20 protein-coding genes and 1 tRNA gene are annotated in these 20831 nt (G+C 66.5%); 9 read left to right on the top strand and 12 right to left on the bottom strand.

The features are described from left to right. Positions 1 to 81: 81 nt before the first annotated feature. Both AC0KVN_RS24685 and AC0KVN_RS24680 read left to right on the top strand, forming a co-directional pair. Positions 82 to 1218, top strand: a complete 1137-nt coding sequence (locus AC0KVN_RS24685) for a GNAT family N-acetyltransferase (protein ID WP_435568775.1) — start codon at positions 82 to 84, stop codon at positions 1216 to 1218. Continuing rightward, the gene (locus tag AC0KVN_RS24680; protein ID WP_435568776.1) at positions 1215 to 2087 is read left to right on the top strand and encodes a transcriptional regulator; all 873 of its coding nucleotides are present in this window, start codon (positions 1215 to 1217) and stop codon (positions 2085 to 2087) included. Before AC0KVN_RS24685 ends, AC0KVN_RS24680 begins: the two co-directional genes overlap by 4 nt. Here the strand turns inward: AC0KVN_RS24680 and AC0KVN_RS24675 are convergent. The 3 genes from AC0KVN_RS24675 to bla are packed head-to-tail and all read right to left on the bottom strand — an operon-like array spanning position 2065 to position 4653. Next, a complete protein-coding gene (locus tag AC0KVN_RS24675; RefSeq protein WP_435568777.1) occupies positions 2065 to 3135 on the bottom strand; it encodes a GNAT family N-acetyltransferase in 1071 nt (356 codons plus the stop codon). The two genes, AC0KVN_RS24680 and AC0KVN_RS24675, sit on opposite strands and share 23 nt — an antisense overlap. A 53-nt stretch (positions 3136 to 3188) precedes the next feature. Further along, positions 3189 to 3554 carry an Mpo1-like protein gene (locus AC0KVN_RS24670; RefSeq protein ID WP_048939352.1) on the bottom strand — a complete coding sequence of 122 codons (366 nt, stop codon included), beginning with the start codon at positions 3552 to 3554 and terminating at the stop codon, positions 3189 to 3191. A gap of 31 nt (positions 3555 to 3585) precedes the next feature. Next, complete coding sequence (gene bla / locus AC0KVN_RS24665; protein WP_435568778.1) at positions 3586 to 4653, bottom strand: class A beta-lactamase; 1068 nt, start codon at positions 4651 to 4653, stop codon at positions 3586 to 3588. Positions 4654 to 4749: 96 nt separating this feature from the next. Here bla and ung point away from each other — a divergent pair, with 96 nt between their 5' ends. Beyond that, positions 4750 to 5442: a uracil-DNA glycosylase gene (gene ung / locus AC0KVN_RS24660; RefSeq protein WP_072894010.1), complete on the top strand. Its 693-nt coding sequence runs from the start codon at positions 4750 to 4752 to the stop codon at positions 5440 to 5442. Further along, the gene (locus tag AC0KVN_RS24655; RefSeq protein WP_435568779.1) at positions 5439 to 6515 is read left to right on the top strand and encodes a D-alanine--D-alanine ligase family protein; all 1077 of its coding nucleotides are present in this window, start codon (positions 5439 to 5441) and stop codon (positions 6513 to 6515) included. Before ung ends, AC0KVN_RS24655 begins: the two co-directional genes overlap by 4 nt. Before the next feature lie 90 nt (positions 6516 to 6605). Here AC0KVN_RS24655 and rpoZ read toward each other — a convergent pair whose 3' ends face one another. Continuing rightward, positions 6606 to 6950 carry a DNA-directed RNA polymerase subunit omega gene (gene rpoZ, locus AC0KVN_RS24650; protein ID WP_004208279.1) on the bottom strand — a complete coding sequence of 115 codons (345 nt, stop codon included), beginning with the start codon at positions 6948 to 6950 and terminating at the stop codon, positions 6606 to 6608. An 87-nt stretch (positions 6951 to 7037) separates the two neighbouring features. Here rpoZ and AC0KVN_RS24645 point away from each other — a divergent pair, with 87 nt between their 5' ends. After that, complete coding sequence (locus AC0KVN_RS24645) at positions 7038 to 8267, top strand: phospholipase D-like domain-containing protein (RefSeq protein ID WP_483656451.1); 1230 nt, start codon at positions 7038 to 7040, stop codon at positions 8265 to 8267. Here AC0KVN_RS24645 and AC0KVN_RS24640 read toward each other — a convergent pair. Beyond that, complete coding sequence (locus AC0KVN_RS24640; protein ID WP_483656450.1) at positions 8227 to 10278, bottom strand: FUSC family protein; 2052 nt, start codon at positions 10276 to 10278, stop codon at positions 8227 to 8229. The two genes, AC0KVN_RS24645 and AC0KVN_RS24640, sit on opposite strands and share 41 nt — an antisense overlap. A 355-nt stretch (positions 10279 to 10633) precedes the next feature. Here AC0KVN_RS24640 and AC0KVN_RS24635 point away from each other — a divergent pair, with 355 nt between their 5' ends. After that, a complete protein-coding gene (locus tag AC0KVN_RS24635) occupies positions 10634 to 12067 on the top strand; it encodes a M20/M25/M40 family metallo-hydrolase (protein ID WP_435568782.1) in 1434 nt (477 codons plus the stop codon). A gap of 63 nt (positions 12068 to 12130) precedes the next feature. Here AC0KVN_RS24635 and AC0KVN_RS24630 read toward each other — a convergent pair whose 3' ends face one another. The 6 genes from AC0KVN_RS24630 to ald all read right to left on the bottom strand — a co-directional run bounded on the left by AC0KVN_RS24630 (position 12131) and on the right by ald (position 17835). Beyond that, positions 12131 to 12523, bottom strand: a complete 393-nt coding sequence (locus AC0KVN_RS24630; RefSeq protein ID WP_004208283.1) for a hypothetical protein — start codon at positions 12521 to 12523, stop codon at positions 12131 to 12133. Positions 12524 to 12698: 175 nt separating this feature from the next. Continuing rightward, positions 12699 to 13262: a hypothetical protein gene (locus AC0KVN_RS24625; protein ID WP_435568783.1), complete on the bottom strand. Its 564-nt coding sequence runs from the start codon at positions 13260 to 13262 to the stop codon at positions 12699 to 12701. After that, positions 13255 to 14607 carry a HAMP domain-containing sensor histidine kinase gene (locus AC0KVN_RS24620; protein WP_278393838.1) on the bottom strand — a complete coding sequence of 451 codons (1353 nt, stop codon included), beginning with the start codon at positions 14605 to 14607 and terminating at the stop codon, positions 13255 to 13257. The genes AC0KVN_RS24625 and AC0KVN_RS24620 overlap by 8 nt, the downstream gene beginning before the upstream one ends. Next, complete coding sequence (locus AC0KVN_RS24615; RefSeq protein ID WP_069338082.1) at positions 14600 to 15298, bottom strand: response regulator transcription factor; 699 nt, start codon at positions 15296 to 15298, stop codon at positions 14600 to 14602. Before AC0KVN_RS24615 ends, AC0KVN_RS24620 begins: the two co-directional genes overlap by 8 nt. 230 nt (positions 15299 to 15528) lie before the next feature. Then, on the bottom strand, positions 15529 to 16359 hold the full coding sequence (locus tag AC0KVN_RS24610; protein WP_004208288.1) for a sulfite exporter TauE/SafE family protein: 831 nt from the start codon (positions 16357 to 16359) through the stop codon (positions 15529 to 15531). Between the two features lie 360 nt (positions 16360 to 16719). Next, complete coding sequence (ald, locus tag AC0KVN_RS24605; protein ID WP_136187981.1) at positions 16720 to 17835, bottom strand: alanine dehydrogenase; 1116 nt, start codon at positions 17833 to 17835, stop codon at positions 16720 to 16722. A 175-nt stretch (positions 17836 to 18010) separates the two neighbouring features. Here ald and AC0KVN_RS24600 point away from each other — a divergent pair, with 175 nt between their 5' ends. Further along, complete coding sequence (locus AC0KVN_RS24600) at positions 18011 to 18478, top strand: Lrp/AsnC family transcriptional regulator (protein WP_435568785.1); 468 nt, start codon at positions 18011 to 18013, stop codon at positions 18476 to 18478. Here the strand turns inward: AC0KVN_RS24600 and AC0KVN_RS24595 are convergent. Further along, entirely contained in the window at positions 18475 to 19377 is a 903-nt protein-coding gene (locus tag AC0KVN_RS24595; RefSeq protein WP_483656449.1) for a peptidylprolyl isomerase, read from the bottom strand. The genes AC0KVN_RS24600 and AC0KVN_RS24595 overlap by 4 nt on opposite strands. A 138-nt stretch (positions 19378 to 19515) precedes the next feature. Between AC0KVN_RS24595 and AC0KVN_RS24590 the strand changes: the two genes are divergently transcribed. Together AC0KVN_RS24590 and AC0KVN_RS24585 are read left to right on the top strand one after the other, a co-directional pair. Next, a tRNA-Ser gene (locus AC0KVN_RS24590) sits at positions 19516 to 19606 on the top strand. A gap of 144 nt (positions 19607 to 19750) precedes the next feature. Further along, positions 19751 to 20737 carry a tyrosine-type recombinase/integrase gene (locus AC0KVN_RS24585; RefSeq protein ID WP_483656448.1) on the top strand — a complete coding sequence of 329 codons (987 nt, stop codon included), beginning with the start codon at positions 19751 to 19753 and terminating at the stop codon, positions 20735 to 20737. Positions 20738 to 20831 lie beyond the last annotated feature (94 nt).

Below are 20831 nucleotides of genomic sequence, written 5' to 3'. Positions count from 1 at the left end.
CCCTCATAAGCCGTTCGATACAGGCTTCCATGCGGCGGAATACTTAGGCATTCCCTAATCTTTCCCGGCTAAGGCGAGGCGATGGACATGGCAGCGCACCCATCTCCCCCCTTTGCATCCGACAGCCTGCCGCTGACGGACCCGCGCGCGCGCTGGGCGGCGCTGGCGGAGGGTGCGGCCGAACCCAATGCCTTCTACGCGCCCGACCTGCTGGCAGCGGCGATCGACCATCTGGCCGGCAGTGGTGACGTGCGTTTGATCGAGGCGCAGGCGGATGGCGAGTTGATCGGCCTGTTGCCGGTGACGGTGCAGGCGCGCCATGGCCGCTTGCCGATCGGCTGCGTCGCCAACTGGATGCACGACCATTGCTTCTTCGGCGCGCCGCTGATCCGGCGGGGCCGGGAGATGGCGGCGTGGCGCAGCCTGCTGGCGCAGTTGGACGCGGCCGAATGGGCGCCGCATTTCCTGCACCTGCGCGCGCTGGACGCGGCCGGCGCCAATGCCGCCGCGCTGGAAGCACTGTGCGTCGAACAAGGGCGCGGCCGGCGCGAGGTGCATCGCCATGACCGGGCGATGCTGCGATCCGACCTGTCGGCCGACGCCTATTGGGAAACCCATGTCCGCGCCAAGAAGCGCAAGGAAATCCGCCGCCTGCAGAAGCGACTGGCGGAACTGGGGTCGGTCGAGCAGCGATTGTTGGACGATGGCGCCGACCTGCCGCGCTGGTGTGGCGACTTCCTGGCGCTGGAGGCGTCCGGGTGGAAGGGCCGCGAGGGCAGCGCACTGGCGAGCAGGCCGGATGACATCGCCTTCTTCCGCGCCGCCTGCGCCGCCGCCTTTGCTACGGGTCGGCTGCATTTCCTGCGCATCGACCTGGATGGCCGGGCGATTGCGATGCTGGTCAATTTCCGCCATGGCGACGGCGCCTTTTCCTTCAAGATCGCCTTTGACGAGGAAATGGGCCGCTTTTCACCCGGCGTGCTGATCGAGATCGCCAATCTGCACGCGGTGCAGGATGATCCGGCGATCAGTTGGATGGACAGTTGCGCCGCCGCCGATCATCCGATGATCGACAGCCTGTGGGCCGAACGCCGCAGCATCGTGCAATATCGTATCGCCCTGCAGGGCAAGGGCGCGACGCGCCTGCGCCGGGCAGCGGCCTTTGCATTGGCCGGCGGGGTCGAACGGATCGCCAGCCGCATGAAAGGACAGGAATGACCGTGCATAGCCCGATGGCGCCGGCCACCGACGCGCCGCATTTTTCGGACAGCGCGCGCGCCGCCTTTGCCGCCGCCTATCCCGACCAGCCGACCAAGCTGACGCACGAATTGGTCGGGCATGAGTTGCTGACGCTGGATGCGCTGGCGACGCTGGCCGAGCGGATGCCGGCGAGCGCGGTCGAGTATAATCTGGGCAAGCTGCCGCTGGGCGTGCGGCCGGAGGATACGCCGTCCAACGGGCTGAGCCTGGGCGAGACGATCCGCACGATCGAGAGCAATGGCAGTTGGGCGGTGCTGAAGAATGTCGAGCGCGACCCGGCCTATGGCGCGTTGCTGGACGCGGCGCTGGCGGAGCTGGAGCCGATCGTCGCGCGCAGCACCGGACCGATGCTCCACCGCGAGGCCTTCATCTTCCTGACCTCCCCCGGCAGCGTCACCCCGTTCCACATGGACCCGGAGCATAATATCCTGCTGCAGATCATGGGGACGAAGGTGATGACCGTGTTCCCGGCGCGCGACGAGGAACTGGTGCCGGCGCGCAAGAGCGAGGAATTCCACAATGGCGGCCATCGCAACCTGATCTGGCAGGACGGGTTCAAGGCGCGTGGCACCCCCTTCCCGCTCGGCCCCGGCGAGGCCGTGCACGTGCCGGTCAAGGCGCCGCATTTCGTGGAAAATGGCCCGGCCGTGTCGATCAGCCTGTCGATCACCTGGCGGTCCGAACGCAGCGTGGCGGAAGGCGAACTGCACAGTTTCAACGCATTGCTGCGCAAGCGCGGCCTGCCGACCGGCGCGGTAAGCGAACGCCCCGAGCAACAGGGCATTCGCCGCTTCGTCTATCGGGTCATGCGGAAGCTGGGCGTTTAAGGATCCTGCGCGCCAGCGCCTCGGCCTCCAGCCGGGGGCTGAAACGCTCGACATGCCACCATTCCAGCGCTTCTTCGCGGGTGGAAAGGCTCTGCTTGTAGCGATCCTTGCCGGCGAGCAGCGAATAGAGCCGGAAATCCCGCGTGGCATAATGGCCGACAGCCGCGGCGTGACAGAGCAGGCCCGGCTTGTCCTTGGCGGTGCGGGGCTGGGCGAAGGCGGACTGATAGTTCATCGCCTGCCCGTCCTGCACGAAATTGACCAGCAGGCCGACGGCGCCGCCGGCATCGGCAAAGCGCAGCAGTTCGACCGCGCCCGAGGGCAGGCCCCGCGCCGCGATGGTCGCGACGAACTGGCGAAACCCCTGATCGTCCCAGGCATTGTCGGCATGGCGCCCCATGTTGAGCGCCGCCATCTCGTCCAGCCAGGGGGCGATGTCATCCAGCGTGCCGACGGCGACATCGGGCAACGGCCCGCCATGATCCTTCATCGCGCGGCGGATCTGGCTGCGCGTATTGCTGCTGAGCAGCGAAAGATAGTCGCCGTCGGCGGCGCGCACGGCATCGAGATCGACCTGGTAGACGGGCGAGGCATCGACCCGCAATTTGCGGCGAGCAGGCAGGCCCAGCAGCGGCGAATCCGGGGCGATACCGCTCAGCCGCAGCACGCGCCAGTCACGGCGCCGGGCGATGGCGTCGATCGCGGTAGCGACGGCCGCCACCTCCTGCCCGCGCGCGGCGAGCAGGCCATTATATTCGACATAGGGCCGGTCGATCGCCGGATCGCCCGACTGGTTGAGGCTGAGCGTCGCAACCGGCCCCAGCAGGCGCGGGCGCATCGCATGGCCGACCAGCGCCAGCGCGACATCCTGTCCGCTTTCATCGGTGACGGCGAGCAGTTCGGGACGCACGCCATAGCTGTCGAGCCAGGCACCCACCCAGGTCCAGCGCAGGAAGAAGGACGCATCGCTGCGCGCCTCCAGCGCCTGCCAGCGGGCGGCCAGCGCCGACCGGTCGGTCGGCAGGGAAAATGTCGCGGTGAGCCCCATCGCGCCCCTCTTGTGACAGAGCGGCGGCGGGAATCAAGCGGGTGTGCTGTGGATCACACTCGAATGCGGCGCTGCGGATCGACCGTGCCGTCGGCGCGGATGCCGGCACGGACCAGATCGCGGCGCATATGACCGGTCAGGAAGCGCTGAAGCATCACGAAATCGGCGCGCAGCGACCAGAGTGGATAGCGGAAGGTGGCCGGGCGATTGCGCTCGATCAGCATATGGCTGACCCAGGCGAAGCCATAGCCGGCGACCGGCAGGGCTGCGGCCAGCCACCATCGACCCGTAATGGCCGCAGTGGCCGCGATACCGACCACCAGGCTGGTCCCGGCATAATGCATGGCGCGCGTCGCGGGCCGGGCATGTTCCTGCAGATAATAGGGCCAGAAGTCCCGGAACCGGGTGATCTGGGTCATAAGGGGCATCCTCTCTGTTATGCCCCATCTTTTATACGTGGACGTTCAACTTGTTAAGCGCCACGCGCCGCTTGGGCGCAAAGAGGAAATAATCATAGGCCGCGCGGGCGGCCTGGGCCATGATCTGGTCGCGCGAGACATGGCCCCGGCTGTCCTTCATCACGAAGACGGTGATGGCGAAGCGGCGGCCATCGGGCAGGCCGATGATGCCGACATCATTGCCGACGCCGTTGAGCGACCCGGTCTTGTGCGCGACCGGGGTGCCGGGCGGCAAAATGCCCGACAGGCGCAGTTTGCCGGTCTGGCAATGGCCCATGATGGTGAAGAGCAGTTGCGTGCTTTCCGGCTTCAATGCCTTGCCCGATTCATAGGCGACCAGCAGCTGGTTCATCGCCAGCGGCGTCGCCGTGTCGCGCGGATCGAGCATGAAGTCCATGTTCGGCAGGTCGCGCACGTCGCGCCGCTGGATCATCGGATCGGCGCGGCGGGCGGCGCCGGCATTCTGCTGGAAGGTGCCGGATTGGGGATTGATGCCCATGGCGCGGTAGAGAAGATGCGCGGTGTCGCTGTCGACGCGCAGGCCATGGATGCCGAGGCCGGCGACGAAATCGCTGACCGCCTTCGGCCCGCCGGCGCGGGCGACCAGCACGTCGGTCGCATTATTGTCGCTGCGCGTCAGCATCAGGTCGAGCAACTGGCTGACCGGCAGGGTCGCGCCGGGGCGCGAGAACATCCAGGCGATGCCGCCCTCGCTCGCCAGCGCGGGATCGAGCGCGAGCCGGTCGTCGAGCTTAAGGCTGCCGGCATCGACCAGCGAGAGGATACGGCCCGCGACCGCGACCTTGTAGGCGCTGGCCATGGGAAAGAGCGTGTCGCCATTGCGCGACTGTATCTCGCCGGTCTGCAGATCCTGCACCGCGACGCCGACCGTGCCGTCCGATAAAGCCGCGAAGCGATCAAATTCGGCCAGAAGATGGGCCTCCGCCGTCAGCAGCACCTGTGGCCGGGGCGGCGGGCCGAAGGCATCGGCGCTCGGCAAGGGCGCAAAGAACAGGCCAAGGGCGGCGCAGCTGGCGCCAATTTGACGGAGAGACGGCATGGCCCGTCTGTCGCCCATCATGGGTCGGGTGGCAAGATATTTGATCGGCTTTTCCCGCGGTTGACGCAGGCATGCCGGGGGTTCATCACGCCGGCCATGAACGACACCATCAAGCTGCACGAAAGCTGGCGCGCGCCGCTGCGCGACCAGTTCGCCTGCCCCCATATGCAGGGCCTGAAACAGTTCATCGAAGCGGAAAAGGCGGCGGGCAAGCGCATCTTCCCCAAGGGGAATGAATATTTCCGCGCGCTGGACCTGACGCCGCTGGACCAGGTGAAGGTGGTGGTGCTGGGGCAAGACCCCTATCATGGCGAGGGCCAGGCGCATGGCCTGTGCTTTTCGGTCCAGCCCGGCGTGCGGACGCCGCCCTCGCTGGTCAATATCTACAAGGAGCTGGAAAGCGACCTTGGCCTGCCGCGCGCGCGCCACGGCTTTCTGGAGCATTGGGCGCGGCAGGGCGTGCTGCTGCTCAACAGCGTGCTGACGGTCGAGATGGGCCGGGCGGCCTCGCATCAGGGCAAGGGATGGGAGACGTTCACCGACGCGATCGTCCGGCTGGTGGCGCAGAAGGAGGAGCCGGTCGTGTTCCTGCTGTGGGGGGCCTATGCCCAGCGCAAGGCCGGCTTCGTCGATTCCGGGCGCCATCTGGTGCTCAAGGCCGCCCATCCTTCGCCACTGTCGGCGCATAACGGCTTTCTGGGCTGCCGCCATTTCTCGCAGGCCAATGACTTTCTGGAGGCCAAGGGGCGCGGCGCGATCGACTGGCGCCTGCCGGAGGTGGTGGCATGAACGGGCCGGCGGTCGCCCTGCTCTACCAGGCGCTGCCGCCGCCGGTGATCGACGGGCTGCGCAAGGATGCCAAGCCCGGCGGCTATTCCGACGGTGGGGCCGATATCGGCTTTGCATTGAAGGGCCTGGGCCGCACGGTGGTAACGCCGGTGCCCGCGCCCGATCCGGCGCAGGCGATGCAATGGGTGTTCCCCGACACGGCCGACGGCATAGCAGCCGCGATCGCGGCAGGCGCCGACACGATCTGGGCCAATAGCGTGCTGTTCGAGGGGCATCCGATCGAGGCCGTGATGGGCCAGGTCGCGATCGTCGGCCAGACCCCGGCCGCCACGCAGAAATATGACGATAAGTTCGCCACCAACCGGATGCTGGAACAGGCCGGCTTGCCGGTGGCGCGCGGGTTCCTGCTGGCCGATCATCCGAGCGAGGGCGTGCATGCGCTGGCCGATGTCGGGCAGGTTCTGGCCGATCTGGCCATTCCCTTCCCGCTGATCGTGAAGCCGGTGCGCGGCCGGGGCAGCCAGGGCGTGACGCTGGTGCGCGATGGTGATGCGCTGAACGCCGCGGCCCGCAGCCTGATCGACGAGGGCAAGTTCGGCACGCTGCTGATGGTCGAGGAATTTCTGGACGGCGAGGAAATGACCATCACCGTCCTGCCGCCCACCGCGCCGCACCCGTCAGGCGAAAGGGGCGACCGCCATTTCGCGCTGCGCCCGGTGCTGCGCTTCGACCAGAAGGACGGTGTCGCCCCCTATAATGGCGATGTCGCGGTGACGCAGAACAGCGTCGCGATCAGCCCGGAACGGATGGAGGAAGCCCCGGTGCTGGCGATGCTGGATGCCTGTGTGCAGGCGGCGGCGCTGGTGGAATCGCGCGCGGTGATCCGCATCGACTGCCGCGCCGATGCCAGCGGCCAGTTCAAGCTGTTCGACCTTAACATGAAGCCGAACATGACCGGTGCGGGCCGGCCGGGTCGCGCAGACCAGGATTGCCTGTCGGCGATCGCCGCGCGGGCCGATGGCTGGTCCTATGCCCAGATGCTCGACGCGATGCTGGCGACGGCCTGGAAATAACATCCCGGAATCCAGTGCCCAGAATCATTGAGGCCCGGTCCCGCTTGCGCGGGCCGGACCCCTTCCCTCTCCAAACCGGAAAGTGGAAAATCAGCCGTCGTAATCGCCGCCGATATTCTGGTTGCGCGGCGGAGCCGCTGCGGTCAGGCGCAGGGCCTCCGCCGACTGGGCGATCGAACCGATTTCATCGGGCGTATCGTCGTCGTCAATCTGGACCTTCTGCAGCGACGCAACGACCGAATCATGCAGATCGGCGGGCAGAATGGTTTCCTCGGCGATCTCGCGCAGGGCGACGACCGGATTCTTGTCGCGGTCACGCTCAAGCGTCAGCTCGGCGCCACCGGAAATTTCACGCGCGCGCTGGGCGGCGAGCAGGACGAGATCGAAACGGTTGGTAACCTTGTCGACGCAATCTTCGACGGTGACGCGGGCCAATCGGGCCTCCTGAAAAATCAATAGGGAATCTTGAACTTGGCGCCTAGCAGTGGCGGCCTGTCGAGTCAATGAAAAGCCCATAAAGCCATGGCGCGCCGCGGCAAAGCGGCGCATGAAGGGGCCATGGCGTCGCGACAACAGGAAGCCCCGACCAGCCCGATCAGCGTCACGCTGAACGGCAATCGACTGACCGTCATCGAGGAAGGCGCGGCGCTGCGCGATGCGCTGGTCGCCCTGATCGACGGAGCGCGGGAGAGCCTGAAACTCTATTATTATATTTTTGCCGATGATGGCAGCGGACGGCTGATCTGCGAGCGGCTGGTGGCGGCGCGGGCGCGCGGCGTGGCCGTGACGCTGATGATCGATGGCTTCGGATCGTCCGATACGCCCGACAGCCTGTTCGCCCCGCTGATCGCGGCGGGCGGCCATTTCGGCCGGTTCGGCACGCGCCGGTCGACCCGCTACCTGATCCGCAACCATCAGAAGATCGCACTGGCCGACGACAAAAGGCTGATGATCGGCGGCTTCAATGTCGAGGATGGCTATTTCGGCATTCCCGCCGACGATTGCTGGCGCGACCTGGGGCTGCTGCTGGAAGGGCCGCAGGCCGAGGCGATGGCGCGCTGGTATGGCCAGCTATGGCGCTGGGTCACGAGCAAGGGACAAAGGTTCCGCACGCTGCGCGCGATGGTGCGGCACTGGTATCCATCGCTGCATCATGATCCGGCCGATCCGTTCCGCTGGCTGATCGGCGGGCCGACCCGGCGGCTGAGCCCCTGGGCGCAGGTGGTGAAGCATGACATGGACCGGGCGCAGCGGCTGGACATGGTCGAGGCCTATTTCTCGCCCGGCCGGGGCATGATGAAGCGGATCGCCCGCGCTGCCCGGCGCAAGGGCGCGCGCCTGATCCTGCCGGCCCTGTCAGACAATGGCGCGACGATCGCGGCGGCACGGCTGCTCTATGGTCCGCTGCTGAGACGCGGGGTCGAGATATATGAATATCAGCCCTGCAAGCTGCACATGAAGCTGATCGTGATCGACGATGCGGTCTATATCGGATCGGCCAATTTCGACATGCGCAGCCTGTTCCTGAACCTGGAGCTGATGCTGCGGGTGGAGGATGCCGGCTTTGCCGAGGCGATGCGCGGCTTCATCACCCAGCGGACGGGCGAGAGCCGGCAGATTTCGCTGGAAACCTATCGCGCCAGCCGCACCGGCCTGACGCTGATCAAGCAGTGGATCAGCTATCTGCTGGTCGGCGTGCTGGACTATACCGTCACGCGGCGGCTGAACTTTCGCGATCCCGACGCGGACTGAGCGGAACATCGGGCGCGATGTTGCGGCGCAGGCTGGTGAGCGCCAGCAGCGCCAGCCGCCGATCATCGACCGCGCCGTTCCGGCCGATCGTGGCGAGCGCCGTGTCGATGGCCCGCACCAGCGCAGGATCAGGATCGCCCTGCCCCCTGGCGCCAAGCCGATCGAAATGCTGGCGCACCCGCCCCAGCACGACATCGAGCAGCCGGTCGTCGCGGGCATGGGCGCGCACCCGGAAGCGGTGGAGATCGTCGAGCGACATGCCGACGCGCGTGTCGCGCAGGATATCGAGCAAGGGCGCGGTGGTGTCGCTGCCCAGTTCGGCAAGCCGCGGCGTCAGCAGGCCGATACGGTCGAGCATGGTGTTGATCCATTTGACCGTATCGGGCTGCTGCCGCGGATCGGTGCGCAAGGCAAGATCGCGCCAGCCCGCGCGCAATAGGCGCAGCGCGGATTGTTCGGCACCCACGGTGCGGACCATCTTGAGCGCCCAGACCGCGAGCAAGGCGCCCAGCATCTGGGCGATGGCGGCATTGGCGAAACTGTCGAACTGCCCGGTATAATAGCCGTCGAGGCCCATCAGACCGGGCAGCGACAGGATCATGCCGATCGCCATCGCCGCCAGCCGCCGCCGCACCATCATCGCACCGACCAGCAGGAAGGCCGGCGCCAGCACAGCGACCAGCACCGGAAAGTCGGACACGCGCGGCAGGACGGCAAAGGCATAGGGCGCCGCCACCAGCACCGCGCAGCAGGTGCCCTGCCACACTTTCCAGGCGGCGGGCGCGGGATCGTCCATATTGCTGAACAGGGCGCAGATGATGCTGGCAATGACGACCGCCCCTGCCCCGGCCGGCCAGGCCGACAGGATCCAGAGCAGGCAGCCGATCAGCACGGTGAGGCTGGTCGCCAGCGCGCCGCGCAGCGCCAGGCCATAGTCGCGGTGCAGGACGCGGCGGCGGGCGTTGCGGATCGCTTCCCGCGCGGGCGGTGACAGGGGGATGCGATCGGCGCCCATCGCCGCCTGCAACTCTCGGCAGATGGCATGGACGGCGACCAGTTCGGCCAGCCGGTCGAGCATGCTCAGTTGCAGCGCCGCATGCCAGGCGAAGGGCAAGCGGCAATCGGGCTCGCAGGCACGGGCGCGGGCGCGCAGCGCTTCAGGCGAGCCCCCCTTCCCGTCCGGCGCGCCCAGCCAGGCGACGACATCGTCCAGCAGGACATGGACGGCCGGCGGCAAGGCATTGGCGCGCTGCAACTGGCGACAGCGATCCTCGACCGCGCTGGCCAGCGGCAGCAGCAGGCAAAGCTGCGTCTCCAGCGCGCGCAGCACCCCGGCCTTCAGCCGCAGCGCGCTGCTTTCGAACGGCAAATGGGTGGCAAGCTGGTGCAGTTCATGGATATCGGTCGCCAATTGCCGGCGGTCGCGGGTCACGACCGCATCGCCATGGTCGACCCGCAGGGAATCGCGCGACCAGCGTTCGGCGTCGATCATGATCGCATCGATGCGTGCCTGGAGGCGAGCCGACACGGTGCGCGGGAAGACGAGGCTGTGGACCAGCGTGGCCGAGGCGATGCCGATGCCGATTTCCTGTGCGCGCAGGCTGGCGGCGGTGAAGATCGTCGCCTGCGCCTCGACCGCCGGGAAGGCGACGATGCCGGCGGTATAGCCCGCCAGCAGGAAGGTATAGGCGCGCGGGGTCCGGTCGAGCAGCGCGACGAAGGTGCAAAGCCCAAGCCACAGCGCCAGCGCGAGCGAGAGAAGTTCGGGGGCATTGCCGAGCAACGGCACCAGCAGGATCGCCACGCCCGCGCCGATGACGGTGCCGAGCAGGCGGAACATCGCCTTGGACGACACCGCGCCGGCGAGCGGCTGGGCAACGATATAGGCGGTGATGATCGCCCAATAGGGCCGGTCCAGCCCGATCCGCAGCGCGATATAATAGGCCAGCATCGCCGCGAGAAAGGCCTTGAGCGTGAACAGCGCGTCATGGCCGCCGTAGCGATCGGCCATCCAGCGCGCTTGAGGCAGGGCAGGCGTCACGCGGCACATCCAGCATCATCGGGCGGGGCCAGGCAGGGCGGCGACGCCGGTCGGGGGAATGAAAGCCGGACGCGTCGGCTCGCCACGCCGGATCGGGCGCGCATTGCTGGAGCTTCAGGCAAACCCTCTATGCGCCTGTCCATGTGACGAAACAATATGAGCCCAAGGCACAGCCATTGTGCATGATATGCACAACCAAACAGGGCCAGCAGGCATCAATCATCCCCTTGCCGCCGCCCCCGGCTTTCTGCACAGTCGCGCCGCCCAGCCGGGCCAGGGAGACGCATTTCCAAGCGTCGCACAATCAGAACAAGGACATCGCCCCATGCCATCCCGTCGCTTAGTTGCCGCCTTGCCCGCCGCCGCACTGCTGGCCGCGAGCCTCAGCCCGCTGCACGCCGCCACTGCTGCCGATACGCAAGCCCGCGCCGGCGAGGCCGCCTTCCGCACCCTCTACAAGGAACTGGTGGAGACCGATTCGAGCTGGCCCAATGGCAACTGCACCGTGGCCGCCGAACAGATTGCGACGCGGCTGAAGGCGGCGGGCTATGCCGATGGAGACCTAAGCGTCGTGGTCGATCCCACCCATCCCAGGGAAGGCAATCTGACCGCCGTGCTGCGCGGTTCCGATGCCAAGCTGCCCGCGCTGCTGCTGCTCGCCCATATCGACGTGGTCGCGGCCAAGCGCGCCGACTGGACCCGCGATCCCTTCACCCTGATCGAGGAAGGCGGCTATTTCTATGGCCGGGGCACGTCGGACGACAAGGCGATGGCCGCGAGCTTCGCCGACGCCATGATCCGTTTCAAGCAGGAAGGCTACAAGCCCAAGCGCACGATCAAGATGGCGCTGACCTGTGGCGAGGAGACGGAGAAGGCGCTGAACGGCGTCGAATATCTGCTGAAGAACAAGCCCGATGCGATGGCGGCCGGATGGGCGCTCAACGAAGGCGGCGGCGGGTCGCTGGACGAAAATGGCAAGCCGGTCAGCCATGGCGTGCAGGCGGGCGAGAAGGTCTATCAGGACTTCACCTTCACCGCGACCGCGCCGGGCGGCCACAGTTCGCGCCAGGAACCGCATTTCAACGCGATCGGCTGGATGGCGCAGGCGCTGGCCAATGTGAATGCCTATGACTTCCCGGTGAACCTGACCCCCGCGGCCAAGGCCTATTTCGGCGCGTCGGCGCCGCTCTATCCCAAGCTGTCGCAGCCGATGGCGGCGGTCGGCGCGGGCAAGGCGACCGAAGCGGACTATGCCGCGATCTCGGCCGCCAATGCGAGCTGGAACGCGACCCTGCGCACCACCTGCATTCCGACGCTGATCAATGGCGGCCATGCCCCCAATGCCCAGCCCCAGTCGGTGACGGCCAACGTCAATTGCCGCATCATTCCGGGCGAGGATGTCGAGGCGGTGCGCGCGAAGCTGGCGCAGGTGGGCGGCGACGAGAAGGTCAAGGTGACGCTGGCCGATCCGCCGCAGCCCAAATCGTCGGCGCCGCAGCTGACGCCGCAGATCATGGCGCCGATCGAGGCGCTGACCAAGGAGATGTGGCTAGGCGTGCCGGTGATCCCGCGGCTTGCCACCGGGGCGACCGACGGGCGCTTCACCAATGCGGCGGGCATCCCCACCTATGGCGTGTCGGGCATGTTCGCCGATCCCGATGGCCAGGGGGTCCATGGCCTCAATGAGCGCATCCGGGTCAAGTCGCTGCTCGACGGCCGCGCCTTCCTCTATCGCCTGACCAAGGCCTATACGCAGTAATGCGAAAAGGGCTGGCCCGGATGACCGGACCAGCCCTTTTTATTTGGGCCAGCGCCGCACGGATCAGCGGCCGCTGCTGCCCAGCACCCGGACTTCGCCGACCGGATAGCCCTTCTCGGCCATTTCCTTGGCATAGTCGCCACGGGCATCGGCCAGTTCGGTGCGATATTCCTCCCAGGCGTCGCGATTATCCTCCGCATCGCTGGAATGGCGCAGATCCTTGGTCAATTCCTTGCGCGCCTCGGCCAGGTCGGTCTGGTAATTGAACCAGTAGTTGTTCTCCACGCCGGCGATCGGCGCTTCATAGACAAGCTGGTCCTCGACCGACGCCAGTTGTTCCTCATAGCTCACCGGGCCTTCCCCCGGAGCCGGGCCACGCGCCTGGGGCTGGGCCATGGCGGCGATCGGGGTCATGCCGACCATGGCGATGGCGGTCAGAAGCATCGAACGGTTCATGACGTTTCTCCTCTTTCCTCATCGAACCTGCGGCAATAACGCACCGGGACCGGCATTTTGCGCCTGAACGGATGTGCAGAATGGACGAAGCGAGGCGCGACGGCGGTGGGCCGCAGCGCCAAAAAGGGCCGAATATCGGGCTTTTCCGCCCTGATTTCAGTCGATTGGGATTAGATCAGCGGATCACCAGATAGAAGGTTGCCGGCGCGCTGCCACCATTTTCTATCTCGATCGCATAGCGTTCGGTGAACAGCGGCAGCCAGGCGCAATCGGCCTGCGGCGCGGCGACCGGCTTGGCGCACAGCGTGCCGCCATCGGCATTGCGCACCCGGACCGACAGGGAGGCGGCCATGCCGGTGGCGCGCGCCACCGAAATCTGCGCGCGCTGGCCGGCAAGGAACAGCTGGCGCAGCGTCACCCGCCCGCCGGCCGCCAGAGACCCGCGGCGATAGGCGGGGCCAAGCGCGCGACCGCGATAGACCGGCCCTGCATGGACGGCGCCGCCGGCCTGCGCCTGCTGCGACCAGAGGGTGGACAGGTCATCCTGCCCCTCCACCGGGCGCGCGCCGAGCAGTTTGAGATTATCGGCCGCCGCCGCGAGTGCGGCTTGATCGCCGCGCGCCTGCGCCAGATCGCCCTCCGCCAGGGTGCGCATCAGCGCATCGGTCGGCATTGGCTCCTCTACCACAGCGACCGGGCCAACGCCCAGCATCAGCAGGGGCAGGAAGAGCCTAATCATCCACCATCTCCGGCTGCACCACGAAGCGGGCGCCGGGCGCGGCATCCTCGACATGGATGGTCAGGCCATGGCGTTCGGCGATCGCGCGGGCGAGCGCCAGCCCCAGACCATGGCCGCTGCCGGGCGACGGATCGAGCCGGACATAGCGGTCGAAGACCAGTTCGCGCGCGTCGGCCGGGATGCCCCGGCCATTATCCTGGACAATGATCAGCGGCCCTGGCGCCAGGCTGAGCAGCACGCTGCCGCCGCGCGGCACATATTTGAACGCATTATCGAGCAGGTTGGACAAGAGCCGGGTGATCTGCATCGGATCGGCGCGGAAGGATATGCCCGGCGCCACCATCGCGTTGAAGGCGATGCCCAGATCCTCCGCACTGGCGCCATACAGGTCCGCCAGATTGTCGGCAATCTCGCTGAGGTCGACATCGGCAAGGCCCCGGCGATCGCCGCGCAGCGCCTGGGTGCCGGCAATGTCGAGCAGGGAATCGAGCAAGCGCACGACGCTGCGTATCTCGTCGCGCGACCGGCCGAGGGTGCGCAACAGCCCCTCATCATCGGTCCGTTCCATCGCTTTCAGGATACGCGTGTCGAGATGCATCAGCGGGGTGCGGATCTCGTGCGCGGTCTGATCCGACACGGAGCGCTGGGCCTCCATCAACCGCTGCACCTGATCCAGCATCGCATTGGTGTTCGCCGCCAGTTCGGCCAGTTCGTCGCTCGCGCCGGTAGCGCGTGCGCGCGCACCGATGTCGCCGGCGCGCACCGCGTCGAAGACATGGTTGATCCGTTCGACCCGGCGCCGCAGGCGCCGCGCCGCAAAATGGCCGGCGGCAAGGCTGAGCAGGGCGACGATGGCCCCGGCAATGGCAAAGGCGATGGCGAGCCGGGTCTGCAGCGCCCGCGCGCGAACATTGCTGCGCCCGACGATCAGCCGGGTATCGGGGCCAAGCAGCGTCGCCCGCGCGAACATGCGGTCGCCGCCGGGCAGGCGGATCAGCCGGGCCTCGGAGACTTCGGACGCCAGGGCGGGCCAGTGATCGATATTGCCCGCCACCCGGCGCCCGGCCGCATCGGCGAGCAGATAATAGGCCTTTTCGCTGTCGCCGCGCTCCATTGCCAGCCGATCGGCGATGCGTGCCCTCAATTCCGCCTCGCCGCTGCTGACATAGATGTCGGCCAGGCCCGCCAGATCGGTATCGACCTCTCGCCCCAGCATCACGCGCCCGTCAGTCTCGACGATCCGTTCGACCACCAGGAACAGCACCAGCGTGGACGCCAGGCTGACCAGCAGGGCCGACAGCGTGACCCGGCCGAAGACCGAGCGCAGCAGGCCGAACCTAGCCATGGGCGGCGATCAACCGATAGCCGGTGCCCCAGACCGTCTCCAGCACGGCGCTGTCGAACCCTTCCTCCAGCTTGCGGCGCAGGCGGCCGACATTGACGTCGACGACATTGGTCTGGGGATCGAAGCTGAGTTTCCACACATGGCGCAGCAGCATTTCGCGCGTGACCACTTCGCCGGCATGTTCCATGAGGTAGCGGAACAGCGCGAATTCCTTGGGCGACAGCGGCACATGGCGGCCCGCGCGATGGGCCGTGCGCGCCTTCACATGGCATTCCAGGTCGCCGAACAGCAGCACCGAATCCTGCTGCAACCGCCCCGCCCGGCGCCACAAAGCGCGCACGCGGGCGACCAGTTCGTCCGGCTCGAAGGGCTTGGCCATATAGTCATCGACGCCGCTTTCCAGCCCCTCGACCCGATGCTCGCTGCGGCCGAGCGCGGACAGCATCAGCACCGGCGCCTCGATCCCGGCGACGCGCATGCGCGTCACCACGTCGATGCCCGAAAGATGCGGCAGGGTGCGATCGAGGATGATGACATGATAGCGGCCCGATGCCGCGCGCTTGAGCCCTTCGGCGCCATCCTCGGCCAGGTCGACGACCATGCCGGCGCGGACCAGTATTTCGGCAATATTGGCGCGGGCCGCCGGGTCATCTTCCACCAGCAGCACGGAAATCGGGTCGGTTTGCGCCATCTTCACCGCCTGTCAGATAGCGCGAACGGCCGCCAGTGACAAAGCCTGTTAAGGCGGTCACTGGCGGCCGTTAAGAGCCTGTTTGAAAAATCGCGAAAGAGCGATTTTTGGTTACGGTACCAGCCCGCTCCCCCGCCCAGCCACCCGATCCAGTGTCATCCCGTCGGGTGGTTGGGCGGGGGAGCGGGCTGGTACCGGCTTTCTCAAACAGCCAGATTATCAGATCATTATCAGATCTTGAGCCCCGCGCGCAGCATCAGCGCTCCGATGATCAGCAGATAGACGCCGAAAATCTTCTTCAGCGGCCCGGCGGGCAGGCTGTGGGCGGCGGCCACGCCCAGCGGCGCGGTCAGCATCGACATGGATGCGATCGCTATCGTCGCGGGGATGTTGATATAGCCCAGCGAACCCCAGGGCAGGCCGCCTTCGCGGAAGCCGATGATGGCAAAGCCGATGGTGGTCGGGATGGCGATCAGCGTGCCGATGCCCGATGCGGTGGCGATGGCGCGGTGGATGGTGCGGCCGCACAGCGTCATCGTCATGATGGCAATGGTGCCGCCGCCGATGCCCAGCAGCGAGGAAAAGGTGCCCAACCCGCCTGCAATGCCGATGCGCGCCAGCCCCGACGGCATCTGGTCGCTGATCACCTTGCCGTTCAGCACCGGGATCAGGAAGTTGAGCGACATCAGGATGACGCCTGCGCCGAAGATCATCTTGAGCGTGCGGCCATCGACATGGCCCGCCAGCACGACGCCTGCGCCGCAGCCCAATATGATCCAGGGCGCCCATGTCTTGAGGACGTCAAACTCCACCGCGCCGCGCTTGGAATGCGCCAGCAGCGATCGGATGGAGGTCAGGATGATCGTCGCAGCCGACGTGCCGATCGCGACATGGGCGATGCCGTCCTTCGTCCCGCCCAGCAGCGGCAGCACGACCAGCAGCGCCGGCACGACGACGAAGCCGCCGCCGATGCCGAAGATGCCGGCGGCAAAGCCGGCGAGCAGGCCGGCGGCCAGCATGGCAACCAGCGGCACGAGCCAGGTCATGATATCACCGGACATCAGCACGCCCCTTTCTGCAGTGCGCGACCGGCGCGCATGATGGAGCGATCGCCTTTTTGGATCAAGGCGGCGAATGTGGGGAAATCGACCATGATGTTAAACCATGCCTCTCTTCGGCGGAACCAGGATGCATGGGGGGCATGTGGTCATGTCCCCCTGCCCGACTAGACGAACGAGATCTTGGAACCCGCAAGAGAATCCATGGCGTTTATTTGACAATCGGGAAACAAAGCCCGGTGACGCGACGTCGGGCCAGACGAAAAACGGCGCAAAATAAAAGGACGCCAGCCCCGCAAGGGAGGGCTGGCGTCCTTTTGCCCGGCGCCTGTCGGGGACGCCGGGAAACTGGGGGCGGCGCGATCAGGCGATCGCGTCTTCCGCCGGGGTGTAGGGCAGGCCCAGATCGTCGGCGACGGCCTTGTAGGTAACCTTGCCGGCCCAGACATTGAGGCCCGCGAGCAGGTGCGGATCGCGGCGCAGCGCATCCTTCCAGCCCAGTTCGGCGATGCGCAGCGCATGCGGCAGGGTCACGTTATTGAGCGCATAGGTGCTGGTGCGGGCGACCGCGCCGGGCATGTTGGCGACGCAATAATGGACGATGCCGTCGATGATGTAGGTCGGGTCGGCATGGGTCGTGGCATGGCTGGTTTCGAAGCAGCCGCCCTGGTCGATTGCGACGTCGACCAGCACCGCGCCCTTCTTCATGGTCTTGAGCATGTCAGCGCTGACCAGCTTGGGCGCGGCGGCGCCCGGAATCAGCACCGCACCGATCACCAGATCCGCCTCGGCCACGCATTCGGCCAGGTTCGCGCGGTTCGAGAAACGGGTCTTGGCGCGCGCCTCGAAATACATGCCCAGCTTTTCGAGCACTTCGGGATTGCGGTCGAGAATGGTGACGTCGGCGCCAAGGCCGGCCGCCATCTGCGCCGCATTGAAGCCGACGACGCCGCCGCCGATCACGACGACCTTGGCCGGCAGCACGCCCGGCACGCCGCCCAGCAGCACGCCGCGGCCGCCATGCGCCTTTTCGAGGGCTGTGGCACCGGCCTGGATCGACATGCGGCCAGCGACCTGGCTCATGGGCTTCAGCAGCGGCAGGCCGCCGCTGGCGTCGGTCACGGTTTCATAGGCGATGCAGGTCGCACCTGAGGCGATCAGGTCGCGGGTCTGCTCCGGATCGGGCGCGAGGTGGAGATAGGTGTAGAGGATCTGGCCGGGGCGCAGCATCGCGCGCTCGACGGCTTGGGGCTCCTTCACCTTGACGATCATCTCGGCGCGCGCGAACACTTCGGCGGCGGTGGCGATGATGGTGGCGCCGGCCCGTTCATAGAGCGCGTCATGCGCGCCGATGCCCTCACCCGCGCCGGTCTCGACCAGAACCTCATGGCCATGGGCCGTCAGTTCATGGACGCTCTCGGGGGTCAGGCCGACGCGATATTCGTGATTCTTGATTTCCTTGACGGTGCCGACGATCATGAGACGCTCTCCATTTTGCAGCGGGATGGCCCATCCTGAAAGGACAACGCAGCCCCGCCGGTTGTGGCCCCATCATATCGCCAAGCGGGTGACGATTGTTCCCTGTTTTGCGCTTGCGATCGCCCGCATGCAGGATGATATATCGCGAAATCTTATTTCATCGGGATGACATTGCATGGATCGGTTCGACATCGCGTTGCTGGAGGCGCTGCAGAGCGATTCCCGCCGGTCGATGAATGAACTGGGCGAGCAGATCGGCCTCTCCTCCTCCGCCTGCCATCGCCGCATCCGCGCGCTGGAGGATACCGGCATGATCGAGGGCTATGCCGCCCGGCTCGATCCGGCGGCGCTCGGCCTGACACTCCAGGCCTTTGTCGAGATTTCGCTGACCAGCCAGAGCCGCGAGGCCATGGAGCGGTTCGAGACGGCGGTCGCGGGCTTCCCGGAAATATTGGAATGCCATCTGATGGCGGGCCAGGCCGACTATCTGCTGCGGGTCGCCGCCGCCGACCTCAAGGGCTTCGACGCGGTCCATCGCGACTGCCTCGCCCGACTGCCCGGCGTGTCGGCGATCCGCACCAGCTTCGCCATCCGCCGCATCCGCGACTGGCGCGGCTATCGGCTGCGCGATCTTCCTCTTTAAGGCGCCAATCGCACCGGCACCGGCGCATTGCACAGATCGACGCCACCCGCCGGCCGGTCGTAGAAATCATCCTTCCGGTTGGCGCGCAGCCGCAGATAGTCGGCGAAGCTGGCCGAACCGGTATCCATCACCTGGACATGCGGCTGTTCCGCCTGCGGCAGATCGCTTGCGAGGCGCACCGAGACGATCGGCAGCTTGCGCTCGGCATCGGTATAGAAGCCCAGCTCACCACTGCCGCGCGGCAGGCTGGTGAGCGCGGTCATCCCCTCGACGACGCGACCGACGACGGCGATGTTGCGATCGAGCTGGCGCGGCGCCTGGCCGATCACGGTATAGAGTTCCGCCCCCGTGCCGGCGTCGGGCGACATGTTGCGGCCGACGCCGGTCATGCCATAGCAGTGCGGCAGCCAGGCCGCGTCCCCGTCGATCGCCACCGGCCAGCCATCGATGAAGCCGGTCGCGCGCGCATAGGGATCAGGATAGGGCAGCGGCGTCAGCTTCGCCTTCACGCCCCCAAGCGGCTGGACATAGTCGGCCGGACTGGTCGGCGCGAGGCCGGCGGGCAGCGGCTTCTTCTCGGTCGCGTCGCCCCATTGGACGACATAATTGTCCTGCACCCGGTTGATGCTGGTGCCGTCCCACCAATGGGCGGTGGCGAGCGCGCGGATATTGGCGACATGGCGCGGACCGAATTGCGGCGCTAGCTGGATCACCACGCGCTTGCCGCCCTCGATCGTCATCACCAGCAGATCCTGCGCCGGGACGGCGCGCCAGGCACTGGCCGGCGCCTGCGCCACGACCGCACTGGGCGTGGCCGGCGGATCGGCCGCATCGGCAGCGGCAAGGGGCAGGATGGCGATGAAGGGCGCGAGCAGCGCGGCACGGCGGCGAAGGGTCATGACCCGATCAAACAATTGCCGCGCAAGAAAGTAAAGCATCCCCTTGCCTAGTGCGTTGTCGCGCGATAGGGAGCCGCCTCCAGTGCGATGGAATATGAACCCGATTCACGCCGCTTACAGCGACGATGGGGTTCCTGCGGAGCGGTGGCCGAGTGGTCGAAGGCGCTCGCCTGGAAAGTGAGTATACGTCAAAAGCGTATCGAGGGTTCGAATCCCTCCCGCTCCGCCACCACCCTGTCCTTTCACATCCGTTCCGAATCACTAAAGCCCAGCTTTTCTGCGGCTTTCAGCGTGATTCGCATCCACGTTCATCCCTGCCAGTCCACCGGTGACCGATTGGAAATGTGGGAAAGAATGTGGGAGATTTGGTGGCATGGGAAAGCTCTCCGCTACCGCTGTGAAGGCAGCAACACGTCCCGGGCGGCTCGGCGATGGCGACGGCCTGTTTCTTGTGATTCAACCCGGCGGCGGCAAGAGCTGGATGTGCCGGGTGCAGAAGAATGGCAACCGGCGCGACTTTGGCCTGGGCAGCGCTTCCAAAGTCTCGCTGGCGACGGCCCGGGAGCGGGCGCGAGAAATCCGCACGTGGGTTGAACTCGGGCTGGATCCGATATTCGAGCGGCGTAAGGCGCAAGGCATTCCCACATTCCGGCAGGCGGCAGCCAGGGTGATTGCCGCGCACAGCAAGACATGGCGGAAGGAGAAGCACGAGAAGCAGTGGCTCCAGACGCTCGAAACCTATGTGTTCCCGCAGATCGGCCATGTGCAGGTTCATGAGATTACAGGGCCCATGATCCGGAACGTGCTGTCGGATATCTGGCTCGCTAAGCCCGAAACGGCGCGACGGGTCCGGCAGCGGATCGGCACCGTTCTCGATTGGGCTTACGCCTCGGGTTATCGCGAGACTGAAGCACCCATGCGCGCGATCACCAAGGGCCTTCCGCGACAGCCCAAGAAGGAGGGGCACTTCGCGGCCATGGCTTATGCGAAGGTGCCCGCTTTCATGGTGAGGCTCACGGATCGAGAATCCTTCAGCCGGCTCGCGCTACGCTTTGCCATCCTGACTGCCGTGCGATCAGGCGAGGTCCGAGGCGCGGCGTGGGAAGAATTCGACCTGGAGGAGAGGCTGTGGACCATACCGGCTGCGCGCATGAAGGCGGCACGCGAGCATGTTATTCCCCTGTCAGCACCGGCCCTTGCGATCCTTGAACGATGCCGGGACCTGCGGATCGGATCGCGCTCTCTTGTGTTCCCTGGGGCCAGAGGTGACGCGCCGATGAGCGACATGACGCTCACGAAATTGCTTCGCGAGATGAAGGATGTGGATCGGCGTGCAAAAAGGACCCCGTTAGCGGGGTGATCGGCGTCTAAAAGGGCCCCCTCATTTCGATAGCTTACACAGTCGCGTGGAAGTTCATGCGGCGAGATCGGGATGTTGGTTTTGGAGACAGTGG

This window comes from Sphingobium sp. SG1, from assembly GCF_057063145.1.
The sequence above is the reverse complement of the archived record's forward strand: the minus strand, read 5'-3'. Positions and strand labels throughout refer to the sequence as shown.

Excerpts from the sequence above, each read along its gene's own strand:
- AC0KVN_RS24655 (WP_435568779.1), top strand. The coding sequence starts at position 5,439 with ATGAACGGGCCGGCGGTCGCCCTGCTCTACCAGGCGCTGCCGCCGCCG.
- AC0KVN_RS24680 (WP_435568776.1), top strand. The coding sequence starts at position 1,215 with ATGACCGTGCATAGCCCGATGGCGCCGGCCACCGACGCGCCGCATTTT.
- AC0KVN_RS24630 (WP_004208283.1), bottom strand. The coding sequence starts at position 12,523 with ATGAACCGTTCGATGCTTCTGACCGCCATCGCCATGGTCGGCATGACC.
- ung (WP_072894010.1), top strand. The coding sequence starts at position 4,750 with ATGAACGACACCATCAAGCTGCACGAAAGCTGGCGCGCGCCGCTGCGC.
- AC0KVN_RS24635 (WP_435568782.1), top strand. The coding sequence starts at position 10,634 with ATGCCATCCCGTCGCTTAGTTGCCGCCTTGCCCGCCGCCGCACTGCTG.
- ald (WP_136187981.1), bottom strand. The coding sequence starts at position 17,835 with ATGATCGTCGGCACCGTCAAGGAAATCAAGAATCACGAATATCGCGTC.
- AC0KVN_RS24610 (WP_004208288.1), bottom strand. The coding sequence starts at position 16,359 with ATGTCCGGTGATATCATGACCTGGCTCGTGCCGCTGGTTGCCATGCTG.
- AC0KVN_RS24685 (WP_435568775.1), top strand. The coding sequence starts at position 82 with ATGGACATGGCAGCGCACCCATCTCCCCCCTTTGCATCCGACAGCCTG.
- AC0KVN_RS24620 (WP_278393838.1), bottom strand. The coding sequence starts at position 14,607 with ATGGCTAGGTTCGGCCTGCTGCGCTCGGTCTTCGGCCGGGTCACGCTG.
- AC0KVN_RS24675 (WP_435568777.1), bottom strand. The coding sequence starts at position 3,135 with ATGGGGCTCACCGCGACATTTTCCCTGCCGACCGACCGGTCGGCGCTG.
- AC0KVN_RS24640 (WP_483656450.1), bottom strand. The coding sequence starts at position 10,278 with ATGGCCGATCGCTACGGCGGCCATGACGCGCTGTTCACGCTCAAGGCC.
- AC0KVN_RS24600 (WP_435568785.1), top strand. The coding sequence starts at position 18,011 with ATGGATCGGTTCGACATCGCGTTGCTGGAGGCGCTGCAGAGCGATTCC.
- AC0KVN_RS24670 (WP_048939352.1), bottom strand. The coding sequence starts at position 3,554 with ATGACCCAGATCACCCGGTTCCGGGACTTCTGGCCCTATTATCTGCAG.
- AC0KVN_RS24585 (WP_483656448.1), top strand. The coding sequence starts at position 19,751 with ATGGGAAAGCTCTCCGCTACCGCTGTGAAGGCAGCAACACGTCCCGGG.
- AC0KVN_RS24625 (WP_435568783.1), bottom strand. The coding sequence starts at position 13,262 with ATGATTAGGCTCTTCCTGCCCCTGCTGATGCTGGGCGTTGGCCCGGTC.
- AC0KVN_RS24615 (WP_069338082.1), bottom strand. The coding sequence starts at position 15,298 with ATGGCGCAAACCGACCCGATTTCCGTGCTGCTGGTGGAAGATGACCCG.
- AC0KVN_RS24595 (WP_483656449.1), bottom strand. The coding sequence starts at position 19,377 with ATGACCCTTCGCCGCCGTGCCGCGCTGCTCGCGCCCTTCATCGCCATC.
- AC0KVN_RS24645 (WP_483656451.1), top strand. The coding sequence starts at position 7,038 with ATGGCGCGCCGCGGCAAAGCGGCGCATGAAGGGGCCATGGCGTCGCGA.
- bla (WP_435568778.1), bottom strand. The coding sequence starts at position 4,653 with ATGCCGTCTCTCCGTCAAATTGGCGCCAGCTGCGCCGCCCTTGGCCTG.